Consider the following 14527-nt stretch of genomic DNA (forward strand, 5'->3'; position numbering starts at 1 on the left):
ATTACACCTCCATAATTTCGGGCACTGCCAGAGTATTACAGTTTAACAAATGACGAATTGGTCTGTTAGCCTGTGTTATAATCATGTTCTCACGGCAATAATAGACAACGGTTATTCCGTATCGCTCTAAAGTATTAGCCCATCGATACTGAATTTGATTTGTTCGGCTGTTATCATCAAATGCACAAATTAAACCTCTGGAAAAAATTGCGGGATGCTGCTTTGCCAACAACTCAAATTCCTGTACGTCTAGAACAAGACCCTTGAATACCGTTGCATCAATAGTGTCTGTATTAGGCATGACAACGGCCCCAAGGCCCAGTTCGTTGAATTTGACTGCCAACTGCAATGCTTTTGAAGCAATCCATGGTTCATTTTCGTGTCTGACAACAAGCAAGCTATTTAAACCAATTAATAGTTTGTTTAATGTATCTGAAATGCTCGGTGCTTTTGCATACCATGGTACTTTGTTATGAAATGAAAAAGGGCCATCGTTGCAATAAGCATCACTATGATTAGGGCAACCACCACAAGCAAGTGGGGCATTAGGAAACAGCTGGGTAAAGTAATAAGACCAACACATTTTGTCTGCCTTTGAAACCATTTCTTTAATCGCTTCATACCCGCTAGTAACGCTTTTCACTTCTTGTTCACGAAAAGGCTCTAAAGCTTCTCTCAACTTTACAATATCTTGCATGAGCTGGACATCTCGCATGGTTACTCTGATGAAGTAGCATTTTTTTTGATGTATATATACCATCTCGGTGAAGTCCAAGAATCCATATCGCATCAAAAATAGTAATAAGTTTATATTCCAACGCATGTTTTTAATTCCACTATGTTCTTTTTCAGACTCGGTAAATCTAGCAGGGGGCGTTGACGTATCCAATAAAACGGTATCTCCATCTCTCTCAACATCTTCTTGAAGGAGCATAGAAAACCAACGGTCAATCATTTTCTCTACCGTCATAACACGTGAATTAGCGATATACCGCTGTATGCTCACATCATCATGGGGAGAATAACATAACATACTTAGAGATGGCAGCCCATCGCGCCCACCACGCCCTACTTCCTGGTAAAAACGGTTGATATTTTCAGGCAATGTTGTGTGCATGACAGTACGTACATCTGGTTTATCAACACCTAAGCCAAAGGCCGATGTTGCTACTACAATATCTAGTTTGTCTTCACTCCACAATTTAATAATTTCTATACGTCTATCATCATCTGTATCTCCTGTAAAGGTCACTACATTACTAAAGCCCGCCTGTCTAAGCATCCCTTTCCATTGTTCAGCTTTCTCGGGCTTTATTTCGTAAATTATCATGGGTTTAGGCAAAATACAGCAATAATGCAATACTTTATTTTGTAGCATTTGCTGATTATTCGCTTTTTCAATGCAAAATCTTGGTTCAGTTCTCAATGAATCACAACGCAACTCGATCCATTGTTCATTGTTGGAGAACAATATTTTTAAGTTTTCCACAGTATCTTCTGTTAAGGTAGCAGAAAGCAAAATAGTTTTGAGCTTTCCATCACACAGAGCAAATAATTCTTTTCGGATGACTGATAGCATCTGAAAATCCGGGCGAAAAAGTGCACCCCAATCTTGAACAATATGAGCTTCATCTATGACAAGATCGGTCAGGGGCTGTTTATTTGCCGCAGAATAAAGAGAACTTTTCAACTTTTCATTTCTGACTATGGCTTCCGGCGAAGTTATAAGCAACCTCAATGAGCCATTCTCAAGGCCGCTATAGATTTTGTGAAGTTCTTGAGTATCAACCTCACCACAATAGCATGCCATCTGGTCGCTTAATAATGAGTTTCTCAAAATGAATTTGGCAGCTCGATACTGGTCTAAACCTAATGCTACGGTGGGTACTATAACAATGGTTAACCCATCACCATTAGCCGCCAACATCTGGGTAATCAAGCTCTTGCCTGCGCCAGTAGGCAGAGATAAAAGGAGGGAATACCCATCCGGCATCTGCAATGCTGTCTGAACTGAAATTTTTTGTTCAAAGGAACGATAATTACTAAAGCCAGTAGCTTTATATAATAACTCATCTCCACATACTGGTTGCTTCTTAAATAAATCAGCCTGAAGCTTTCCATATACTTGTCGAACAAAGGTATCGTTGGTAAACCACCCCGGTCGACTTACAAAGGCATTTATATACACGTTGCCTTCCATATAGAGTCCAAATGGTTCTCCATGTAATGATACCAGAGTGCATATGTCTATAGGTGTAGATAAGCGACCAACAAAAAGAACAAAATCACGAAGCGCCGACAAAAAATCCATTTTCTGTATCTGTCCACAGCGATATTGAGAATAGCGCTGTAGAAAACGGGAGCCGCAACGGAGTTCTTGCAGAGTTTGACTATCATTCTGCCATTCCACATTTACGGCATCTTCTTGAATTCTTTCAATTTTTGGCAAAATACTGTTGGGATCTCGCAAGGCATCTTCAACATATTCAACGATATTCATTTTTATGCACCCTCATAAAAGCAGCAGAATCCATAGTTACATGATAATTCTTCAATGCTAACAGTACCGCCTTATACATAGTTCTAATTTTCTCATTCTGTTCTTCGTCGTATCCAAAGTACCTATTAGATGCTTGATGTGCGCTTACAATCCTACGTGCTTCTTCTAAGGCTATATCATAATCCCAGCGCTCTGTTACAATCCGACGAGCTTCTTTCTGGCATTTACTACGCCCTTCCTTTACAAATGGTATCCAAAAAGATGGCGGATACTTAGCCATGAACATTCGAATAGAAGCGGCACCTTTTTCGGAGTTACTACGTCGTCCAAGATGCTCAGCTTTTCTGATTATGTGTCGCTCAGCTAAAAGCGCAATCATATCGTCAGTAGAAACAAGGGGCATTTCGTCATCGAGGGGGTAAAGTGTAACAATCTGTTCCATCGGCAGGAATGATCTAAATTGAGCTAATATAACTGGGTCAAGATTATTATCAATTATAGGCTTCATGTTTGGTTCAACATTCCAAATGAACACCAGACCCGTAAAATCGAAAGGTGCATTTTTAATCTCTGCAGCACATGCACGACCGCGATAGGAAGTCATTGCATTTGAGATAATGCTATCAAAAACCGGATCATTAGGCGCGTAAAAGTGTAAATCTTCCCGATTTATCGCGTAAGAACGATTAAAAGTCCCATTTATTTTTTGCTGGTTATTTGCAGTCGCTATCTTTTCGCACTGAAATCCATAATATTTCCTCCAGTCAGGCGGTACAAGCAATGCGTTCATTGATGAAGCTGGACTAAAATTACGGGCTGAAAACTCCGTTACTGGCTTCCCGTTTCGGTCTATGTAAGACGTAGGCTGCAGACCAGCTTGTTTTGACCAGCTAATCATGGCTTCAGAGAAGATTTCATCTTCCTTCCCTTGATACATAGATAGCATGCGTTCTACACCAACAGTAAGGGGCCTATAAAGCATAGATGCCATATCATAAAATTGTTCTTCTTCTACGGCTTCACGCATGCGTATTGTTTCCGACTGGATTTCAGATATTGTGTGAGTTAAGCCATCGCTTGCATTTTCTTTTAACGCATCTAAAATATGCTTTGCTACTTCGCCTGTAATAATTTCTAGCCCACTTAGGGACTGTGTATAGATTCCCATGCCATCCTTCCACAAGGATACAAGTTGTTCTTCAATTGTGCCTTCTGCGAAGAAAACTATCGAAGTAACTGGTTTTGTAATATCGCGGCCGAGTCTGTCTAAACGGCCAATTCGCTGTTCAAGAATATTAGCACTCCAAGGGGTATCTAAATGAACAACAACATCGGCCATCTGGAAGTTACGCCCTTCACCACCCAATTCGTCACAAATTAGCAGACGACAATCCGGGTTGCTTTGAAATGCTTTTGCACTTTCTTGAAGCTCATCAGGTGTCATACCCCGATAAAACGCAACACATGCTTCATTACTAAGTCTGTGGCGAGCAATACCTAAGAAAGCCTTTAGGGTTTCGACGTAACTGGTAAACACTAGTACCTTATATGGTTTCGAAGAATTGAGGCCTGTTTCTTGTTCCAAATAGTCCATACACTGAAGTAATCGACCTTTGATATCATCCGGGTTCTCGTCAAGCAATTCATCAGTGCGTTCTATTTCTCCATCCGCTGAACCTACCCACTGTTTAACTGCATCCATAACATCTATGGGAACTTTAATGCCTTGGCAAACTAGAGCGTCCAACTGTACATTCAACGACCACGGTGAGCTAAATGCCGCGGTCAATAAGGGACGAACAACCGTCTCTGCAAAATGGTCCGTATGGTCGTTAACGTCCTGAAGCCATTGTATGAGGTTATATATGGCATCAGCCTCACCATATAATTCGTTTAAGCCGACCATAGTATAGGGTCGCTCAATAAGTCTTCGCTGAGGCATTTGTTGTTGTAACAATGCCCGCCGATTTCGGATTATATGTCGCTCTAAACGATAATGTTCACTAATGTAGGCGGCTGCCTGATATACTTTTTCCTGACCTAGGTCCTCCGATTGTATGTCAATAGATTCTATCAATGCTTTTAGGCGGTTGTCTTGCAAGTTGCCAGCTAGTGATTTAAGCTGCTCAATAATGGACTCAGCGAAATCCGAGTAAGACTGCATATCACCTAATAGCATATATAATTCGCGTTGAATTTCCTGCTGTTTCTCAACAAGCTCATTAAAACGCTCAGTTGACATACCAATGTATTGTCCTGGGTCAAGTAAGCTTAAAAGACGTAAGTATTCTTCTTTTCTGTCTTGTATTGGTGTAGCGCTAAGTAGTAGAATATGCTCAATTTTTCTACTCAGCCGTAAGATATAATCATACGCAAGATCATCAGCCAGCATTTGATGTGTTTCATCTACAACCACTATATCAAAATCTAATCGGTCTATAGCTTGACCGTTTAGCTTTACCAGTTCCTGTATGGAAATGACGACGTGCTTTGATTCCACACTAGCCTCATTGAGAGTCAGAACGTCAATAGAAAATTTGCTCATTAATTCAAACTTCCATTGGTCAATCAGGGGCATGGGGAGAATGTATAAGACACGTAAGGCCTGATTGCGTTCCTGCATGATTTTTATTATTGAGCAAGCCTCAATCGTTTTACCCAGGCCAACTTCGTCAGCAAGCATATAGCGAACAGGATCTCTTTCCAGACAGCGAACTATTGTTACCACCTGGTGAGGCAAAAGAAATACACGGCAACCAGCCACCACTTTGAAGCCATATACGGCATTATTAAGAACATGCATAATACTACTTACGATGTTTCGACAAGCAAACCATGACGGGTTCTGAAATTCATAGCGCATCAGCATCTCAGCAGGGTCAACATCAATCGCTGTAAAATCAGCCCTAATATCTCTTTCCTCATACTCTTTTATACCATGATTGCCCATGCTGATATGGTAAGTTAAGTACGGACTATTTTCATTCGACGAAATAGACATTACCAGACCATTTCCAGCAGGTGTTCTAACAATGCTCCCCTTCGGAGCTTTGCACCTTATTAGTTCATTCAACGCAAACTCATAAGTCCTGAAGACATCCCCATAATACACCTTACAACCATGCAAATCATGGATTGCTACTTTTGCCGTTTCTGCCAGTTTATCAATCTCTGTTATTTGAGCCAAAGCAAAGGTACGTGGAAACTCAATATCTGATTTTTCGGTGTAAACTGGGATACGCACATACATTCCTTGCTGTATATCACTCACCTCCAATGATGGAGAAACTCAACTCAGCCTGATAGGGCTTGAGGCATAACTTCTGATGGGCGCATGAATTACACCAGTCCCCTATCACAGCGTTTTCATTAATTCCTATTTCCATATATTCTTGCATAGCGTGAAGTAATGTCTCTTCACCTCGAAAGTGAATTTTATGTAACGAATACTTTTTGTTGCCATTTTCAATTACTGTCTTTACATCAAATGCTGCAAACGGGTGTGGAATCAAATCTTCAGAATAGTAGCTGGCTTTCTGAAATAGAAATCTTATATTCATATGAGATTCATCGTATCGTTTCATCATGCGACCATCCCAAAGGTTGTGATTAATATAATTTTCTGCAACATGCATGAGATCGTGTAGATCATTCGCGTCACGATAAAACGGGAAGTATTGCCGGTATGCATCCTGAGTACTTTTAAGAATGCTGTGCATTGTAGACATAGAGTTGTTCATTTTCGGTTTTCCTTCCATCCGTTTCCAAACGGCCTGAACCAACATATTTGAATAATACCGTTTTAAGAGAAAGGCATTATCAATTACAATATCTCCTCGACATACCATGTCCAAGTAATATTTATATGGACACAAGAAAAAATCCATCATATCCAATCGGCTAGCAATAAAAGTTGAGTTTTTGTGGTCAACGCTGATTTTGGGTACTCGAAACCCAAGACTCTCAAGTTCTTCGTCAATCTTCGGCTTGATGCCTAGCATGCGGAGCGGAAAGTAGGGTTGTTCTTCATTGTCCTCTACATGAACAACATAACTAAGTCGCACGGGGCATTCATTGTAGCAAAGCCCGTAGAAGAATGCATAGCGAAGAAACTTAGCAGAATCTCCTAATGATGCATAGTAAACCTGAAAGATTAGCGCTATGGGCGAATATGCTTTGCGAATAAAGTAATCCGAAAGCGGCCATGGCAAAAGGTCGTCCATGGTCTGATTGAGCATTCGGTCTGACAAACAAGCAAAGTGATAAATAGGATCTTCTTTTCCTTCTCGAACTGCCAGCCTATGCTGGGCACGACTATGTAAAATATCGCCCTCAATCTGAACAAAATTGCGCACTATCCAGTCTGGAGATTCCAAATCCTTTTGCTTTAAATAGTAATAAAGTCCGCTCTTCAAATCTTCCATACTACCAGATAGAGTTGTGTTATTGTTGACCTGATCAAAACGCTCCAAAAGGCTCTCAACAAGTTTCTTTTCTTCCGCTTCAACTAGATTCAAAAGTTGATTACGAATGAATTCTTCAAGTCTTTGAAAATGCTGGAGAAAGGAAAGTGAACCATTCACATTATTAGCGAACAAATGAGAGGCAATATCATTAAGCTGATTTACTGCGCTTTCAAAGCTTTCTATATCTTCCAGACTGATCATGCTGGGTCGATAAAAAGCAATGCGGCGAAGCTGCTCCCCAATATCATTTTGTATAATCTGAATCGTCTTGTACTGTTTTTTGTATTCTGCTATACGAACTATAAACTGATCGTGCAGTTTTATATCCTCGAAATAGGCGCTGGTAATCTCCAATATTGAATTGAGCTTCTCTGATTGAGGAACTCTCAAGATTCCAGCTGTAAAGCACTCCTTTATAGAAGCCCAGTCAATTCTAAGCTGACCGATGAGCGGATCCCACATACGATATAATCCAAGAAAGAATTGTCCAATGGGATAGTTTAAAAAATGAAGGTCGCCAGATTGTTCTGGATAGTAGATGCGGAGTAAGTCATGTACTTCACGTCCAGCCGTATATACCTTTTCCATCATCGCAGGAATAGGCTTGGCTCGATTCTCCTTTAACGCCTTGTCAAAGTAACTAGAAACAAACCCTGCATATTCTGTAATATTTGCAAACGCCAACATTTCGACCTGTTGACCAGCCTGATACCACGTTAGCCTCTCATGTGCATTAGGCTGAGTGGTTTGGTCGACGAGTTTTCCAAATGCTTTTGCAAGGTTATGACTTCTTGAATTTGCGGTGCCGTTATAAACTCCAAGAAAAGTATCGCGTTCGATGGGTACACCAAATAACTGGTATAAATGTTCCCATGTAGCATATATATCTTTGTATTCTGGCTGATAATTGTAAATGAACACAACTTCAACCCCCAGCTTGTCTAGCTGCATAATAAAACGCAATTGCAATGGTGTAAACTGGTGAATGCCATGCACAACAACACGCTTTAGATTTAAGACATTAAAATCATCTAACATTGCAACAAGTTTCTTTATTCTTTGTATGCGCCTCTCATAGTGGCTGCCCAATCTGGCTGCCTCGTCTTCCTCACGTTTTATCTCAAGAGCTATTATTCCTTTGAAGAAGGTTACGAGTTCATCAATCGAATAATCATTTGTTAAGGCAAATGGTTCATGTAATGGGCTTAATGGATTGTTGATTTCATTCAGTAAGGCAATAAACACTTTTTGTTCAAGGTTAGCGTTGGAACGGTGAAGGCTGTTTACATCGATTCCCAATTCAACGAATAGCCGAAGTGCCTCTAGCAAAGAACCTCGGTTATGCTTCAGTGAAGCATACAACTCTTCACGCTTATTACTATCGCGCTTTTTCCAGGCTTCCAATTGGTTTGATATTGCGATGTATTGTGCAATCCGTCTTTCGATATTGTTATACCAGTCGCTATACGCCACTTTTAGGACATTATCAATAGGACAAAGTAACGAGCCAAAAGCAGTCTCAAACAAATCGCGGAATGCATTAACCATAACTTGTGAGCTACACAAATGCGGCGCATCTTTAATTTCACCCCAAAAGCTCGTTTGGTAAAGAAGATAAGGGTTGCCGTAGGTATATATCTTAAAACTCATTCTACCTAGTACCTCCCATTAAAAGTGCCTGCCATGATGTACTACGACTTGATTGCAACTCCATCCACGAAAACCCACGAATTGCCCTTGTCATAGCCACATAAAGAACACGAGTTTCTTCATTCATACGCTCCGCTGCTTCCTGAGCATAGTCATAAAAGTTATTACGCAGCACTTGGTTTTCAGCATACTTAAAGCTATAACCAATGTTTCCGTTTGTACTAACCATAATATCCATTCCAGTACGTTTGGGCTTATCTATGGCAAATGAAGCAAAAGGCAGAATTACATAGCCATACTCAAGTCCCTTAGATTTATGGACTGTGGTACAAAGTATACGAATTTCATTTCCGCCCTGTATGGGCCAACGACATTCTTCGGCACGTCCAGTAACGATATTCGTTTGTATAAAGGAGGTTAGACGATGGATAGTCAGATTGCCCAATCGGCAGCCTTGCAGGATTTTTTCAAATAACAAGTCCACATTCATTCTATAGTATGAACTCATATTGGGATATTGCTCTCCAAATCGAGCCCATGGACGGAGTTGATTATACAAGCCACGGAGTATCTGCAGAACAGGTGAAATCCTTAATTCGCGAAGGACATTTGACCAACTTTGGTACCCTCCATTGCTCACTGTCTGGCTTAACATAATATCTATCAAACTAATTAGATAGTTTACCTGACGATCACGCGATTTATCTTTACATGTAAGATCAGGCTTCAACTCATACATCGTATGTCTGTCGGGAATTATCCCAAAGAAGTTGGATTCAAGTAAATGACTTAATTGCTCCGGTTCGTTGTTCAGCAATGCTTGAAGCATGGCACACATCTCCAACGCCGGTACAGATTGATACAATTCCCCGCCGATGTTTGATTGAATGGTTGGGAAACCGTTATCTCGTCCATACTTCACAATTTCGTCAGCCTGCCAATTCTCGCGCACCAATATAGTAATCGTTCTTTCCTCATTTGAAAGATATTTATCATCGCAAAGTAACTTATTAATAACATTGGTGTAGCGTCGAATTTCATTGAATGTTTCCGGTAAACGACTGCTCTCCGAGGTTATAGAAATACTTCGATAATATGTTTCAGTAGATGAAGCATTGTCGTTTAAGGACAAGTCACTAATTAAAGCGTCTACTTGTGAGTCGTACGTTAATAAACCCCTTGCCGGGCTGCCCCAATAGGAAAATACATTCTGATATAGTTTGAGCAAATTTTTATCAGTTCTATAGTTTTTAGAAAGAGAAAACTGTTCCCAATGCTTCGGAGCTTCTTCAACCTTCAAATGGTTAAATGCTTTTTCTTCAGCTCCTCTGAAGCGGTAAATACACTGCTTAATGTCGCCTACGACGAACATCAAGTAGCCAACATGTTTACATATTTCTCTTAGAACAGCAATCTGTACATCATCAGTATCTTGAAACTCATCTATAAACATATAACGTGAGCCGAAAACCAATTCTTCTTGAAGCCTTTCAGGATACTCTGTAACCAGTCGTGATAAGACAGCCATCAGACGGCCAAGAAATACTCGGTTTTCTTCTATCAGCTGCCCATCGAATGATCTTTCCGTTTCCCCAAGAACAGCAACTAATAGACGATGCAACGGCTCATTTTCATTAGCGATTCCAAATTGTTCAGGCTTAACTTCGGATAGATCAATACTTTTGTTCTCCAGACGGCCAACAAAATCTAGTAACTTTTTACGGAGTTCATAAACCGGTAATCTAAGCTCATTAAGGTATTGCGGGTTAATAGCAGTTTGTTCCCGAACATACTTCTCAAGGGTTTCTTCTAGTAATAATCTACGCCCATAAAGACCTGAAGTAATCTGTAGCCCTTGCCCATAACCAGCAGCGGTTCCAAGCTTCTGGATAATGTGCCTAGCGAATGAGTGTATGGTATTGATCTGCATTCGATCAACTTGCGCCATCATTTCAAGATAATCTCCTATGCCAGTAAGCATATAATAGTTCTGGAAACAGCTTTTCAATCGACTTTTCATATTGTTTGCCGCATCATTGGTAAAGGTTATCATTAATATACGATCATCAAGATTGGCTGGTGAAATATCTTCAGCGTAACATAAAAAAGCAACGCGCAAAATCATGGCATAGGTTTTGCCTGTGCCAGCACCCGCGCGTACTAAAATATTCTTATCTGTCTTGGCATGTTCAACCTTAAATTGCGAAAAATTAAACGCTCCACAAGCGTCAAGTTTTGAGAGCCATGTCTGAGTGCTAGAAATGGTATCAATATCGCCATCAATAACCTTAAAACATGGAATATCAATCAAATCCAAAATATTGGCTTCATTAACCATTACCGTTTGCCAATTAAAAATGGATAGTCGCGAACCATCAATCGTTAATGCATTAGATAAAACGCCAATCTCTAGATCACCTTTATGGCTTACTTTCATTCCCTTAGCTCTTAAGACAATTGCGGCTTTTTCTGAGACGTACTCAAGCATTTCTTGAGTACCAACCACGGAGTATATTCGACACCCATTACTATAAGCATCGGCCAATTCATCAATAAGTGTTTTCCAGTTTTGTTCGGATGCAGGAATATAACTCACAATTGAATAATTGGGAATCAAGTGAATGTAATTTGCCTTGTCGATTGAAGGAGGATTAATTACCTCTTCTTCGAAATGGACACATGGCTCGAACAACGAACGGACTTGCTTCATAAGCAATGGAGTGAACGCGTGAGTACCCCAACTGCGAGAAAAGGCAATGGCCTTATCCAATTTTTCTAAGAAACTTTCCTTTGAATCCAAATCATCCTTAGTAAATGTAAGTTGAGATTCGCTTATTAAATCCATATGTTTGGATTTGAAGAAGTCATTAGATATGAAAGGATAGCAAACCATATGAAATACAAGGGGTTGCTTTCCCAGTTTATTCTTGATGTGATTAAATACAGCAAAACGATATCCTCGAGCTTGAGCACGCGGATTACTGCGTTCCTCTCCTTGTTCAGTGCGGATGGAAATATATTCACCCTGAGGAACACCGATAATTGTAGCTTCCTGCCAACCTTTTACTTCTACTACTGCAATTCCAACTCCCGGAATAAGAACACTGTAGTCAAACTCGCGACCATATACCTCACGATTCCAATAAACTACATGGGAATTATCTAAATAACTATTAAGGGCTTGATAAAAAGCTTCTTCGCCTCTGTTCTTAATCTGATCAATTGCGCAAATCATTCTAGCCATTATTATTTACCACCTAAAAGCAAAAATTCTAAGAAGGCTACAAACTTTTAGTGATTATAAGGTTGTTGCTTCCTCACATCCATAATTTTCTCGAATATATCATAAATTCTGCATTATTTTATTAAGTCCTGCTATTAAGTTTATATTATCCCATTAATTCCAAAGAATTTTATTATAGAAGAAGTTTATTTTAGAGCACAACTAGTTTTCTAAAACCTCTTTATACGGAATTACCTGAGATGAACCAGGGAGTTCCAGGCTGCCCTTCTGCTTGATCTTTTCTGTCAATTCCCTTCAACCCCTCAACTGTCGCTTACTTCTTTAAGCAGGAGCGTATCCCGGAAAGCGCCTCTCTCCTCGACCTTTTGCTTTCTGACATCCTCAAATTCCTGCCGAGAAACCTCTTTATACTCCAAGATGGCGTAGACCACTTCCACTAAATCCGCCAGTTCTTCAACCCTTTGGCTGTCCAGGTACTTCTGAAGCTCTTCCCCTAACTTGGCGTTTAATAAATCCAGGTACTCTGGGTCTGAAACCTTTTCAATAATAGCTTTCTTACCGCTGTCTTCGATGATCTGGGGTATCTTGTCGCGAATCAGTTTATTGTAGACTTTTACCTTCTCTGATTTGCCGTCACGGACTTCATTCTCGTCTATTACAGGAATGGTAATGAACCCATCCCGATCATCACCGAAAACCTTCCCTTTATAATTGGCCAGCCAGTAGGAGGCGTAAGCACATAAAAAAGCATCCAGCTTGTCCTCAAGGTTCTTAAACCCCTTCTTAGACATAGCTTGAATGCTCAATGAATGATTGAAGAAATCTTCTATATTATGGACGGGGAGATTGAAATCACTCAACCTCTTTAAAAGGTTAACCATCCGACCCATCTCCGTTTTAGTTGTTTCAAATTTGATCTTATGTTTGATTTTATATTTAATGGGAAAAGCATCGGGAAAAAGGCCTAAAGTTATTCCCGTGGGAAAGGTTTCGATAATCACGTGCTTTTTATTGGTTAAGTCACCTGTAAGAGCAAAAGCCGGCATCCGCTTTCGAATGGCTTTGACGACCTCTTCTCCTCGAACTACTCCGAAGTGGTTGAGCATGAAGCTTTTACTGCAGGTGAAAACGGACAGATTTTTACCATGAATTTTCTCTCTCATAATAGCTCCGTCACAGTATCTGGAACCTGTTTCGTTATTCACGATTAAGGGAGCATCAATCCCCACGATGGCTCCTTCCCGGGCATGTTCTGCAACGATGTCCGCAATCATTTCGTCGCTGAAAACCTGGGACTCACTATAGACGATTTCTCCATTGTCAGCGATCACACAAATTCCCGATTCATTGGCATAGGTCCATGCTAAGTCGATTCCGATATAACGCATTGTTTAACCCCCAAAGTCTTTGGCATTAAGTCAATTTTCAAGCGAACAGTCTTTTGGACAACATTTGACGCATACTTTTCTTTTTCGCCGAACTTCCTGCTTTTCCTTCCACCAATCACCAAATATTTTAAAAACAATAGCAAGGGGCGTGCATTTTCGAACAAGCATGACTACTCTCGATAGATTAAACTATAAAAGGGTACCCTATAGGTACCCTAAAAGCTAAAAAATCAATCTTTACTAAGCGATTCCAGTAACTTCTGGAGATAGTCGATTTGTTCTGGTGTTTTGCATGTTGAGGTCAATTTTGAAGACTTTCACCGGAATATGGGCTGCTTTAGCCCCACCACGACACTTGCAAGGGTTTTCTGTCCACTAATCGTTTATAAGTATACTTTGGAAAACCTACTAACAATCCACCGGTGACAACCATGTTTTCCGGCAGGTTCAAGATACTCAGCAAGGGCTGATAATTGGCAGAGGCGCACCCTTCAAAGAATCCCGCCCAACATGTTCCCAATTCAATAGCCGGGGCGTAGAGCTCAGCGTAGGCCAGGGAAAAATGGGTATTATCCCGTCCTCGGGGGTGGAAGTCCTTTGCAGTCATAGCCACAATCAGACAGGGAGCGTTTCGTAATATGACATCTTGACCGGTTTGGCGATAAGTGTCCACCACTCTGCTATAATACTGTGCCCATGCAGAACCCTTTTTTAATTGTTCTTCCATCCAATCAACTGTAGCAGCCGTTATTTTGCCTAGTATTTCAGGGTTATCAATGACAAGATAAGAAACACCCTGAGTGTTGCCTCCGCTTGGAGCCAAACGCGCCATGTCGAGGAGCTGCACTATTTTTTCCCGGGGTACGGGATTTTCTTTGTAGCGACGAATAGACCGTCGGGAGCGGAGAAAGCGGGCTGCAGTGTCAGCGTCAAGGACAGGTACATTTTCAAGAGGCAACTGTTTGGCCAGCGGTGCCTTCACGTTATCTATTGCCGCCACCGGACATACTGCTACGCAGTGTCCACAGGCAATACAATTCCGTTCTGTGGCCTGGGGGATTTGGTTTTCGGTAATGATACTTCCTGTGGGACAGATTTCTGCACAGATTCCACAGCGGATACATTTTTCCTGGCTAACTTGAATCAGATCCATACTCATACATTCATCACTCCTACTTCTCTCTTTTCCGGACTTATGCAAATTCTTCATATGCTTACCGATATATTGATGTGGAAGCTCTTGTCTCCCTTTCATCCTGAGTAATTTGGTGAGTCCCCC

Annotated in this window: 6 protein-coding genes; all 6 read right to left on the reverse strand. The window is 40.8% G+C overall.

Annotated features, from left to right (window positions below; genetic code table 11):
* Window position 1 precedes the first annotated feature (1 nt).
* Window positions 2–2500: a DEAD/DEAH box helicase gene (locus LJE72_RS04055; protein WP_229246347.1), complete on the reverse strand. Its 2499-nt coding sequence runs from the start codon at window positions 2498–2500 to the stop codon at window positions 2–4.
* Window positions 2487–5744, reverse strand: coding sequence for an SNF2-related protein (locus LJE72_RS04060; protein ID WP_229246348.1), 3258 nt, complete (start codon window positions 5742–5744; stop codon window positions 2487–2489). The genes LJE72_RS04055 and LJE72_RS04060 overlap by 14 nt, the downstream gene beginning before the upstream one ends.
* 19 nt (window positions 5745–5763) lie before the next feature.
* Window positions 5764–8616, reverse strand: a complete 2853-nt coding sequence (locus tag LJE72_RS04065; protein WP_229246349.1) for a hypothetical protein — start codon at window positions 8614–8616, stop codon at window positions 5764–5766.
* Between the two features lies 1 nt (window position 8617).
* Entirely contained in the window at window positions 8618–11860 is a 3243-nt protein-coding gene (locus tag LJE72_RS04070) for a UvrD-helicase domain-containing protein (protein WP_229246350.1), read from the reverse strand.
* 302 nt (window positions 11861–12162) lie between these two features.
* Window positions 12163–13248, reverse strand: a complete 1086-nt coding sequence (locus LJE72_RS04075; RefSeq protein ID WP_229246351.1) for a DUF429 domain-containing protein — start codon at window positions 13246–13248, stop codon at window positions 12163–12165.
* Window positions 13249–13585: 337 nt separating this feature from the next.
* Entirely contained in the window at window positions 13586–14401 is an 816-nt protein-coding gene (locus LJE72_RS04080; protein ID WP_229246495.1) for a nitroreductase family protein, read from the reverse strand.
* Window positions 14402–14527 lie beyond the last annotated feature (126 nt).

Source organism: Desulfosporosinus shakirovi, from assembly GCF_020595055.1.
Classification (GTDB): Bacteria; Bacillota; Desulfitobacteriia; order Desulfitobacteriales; family Desulfitobacteriaceae; genus Desulfosporosinus; species Desulfosporosinus shakirovi.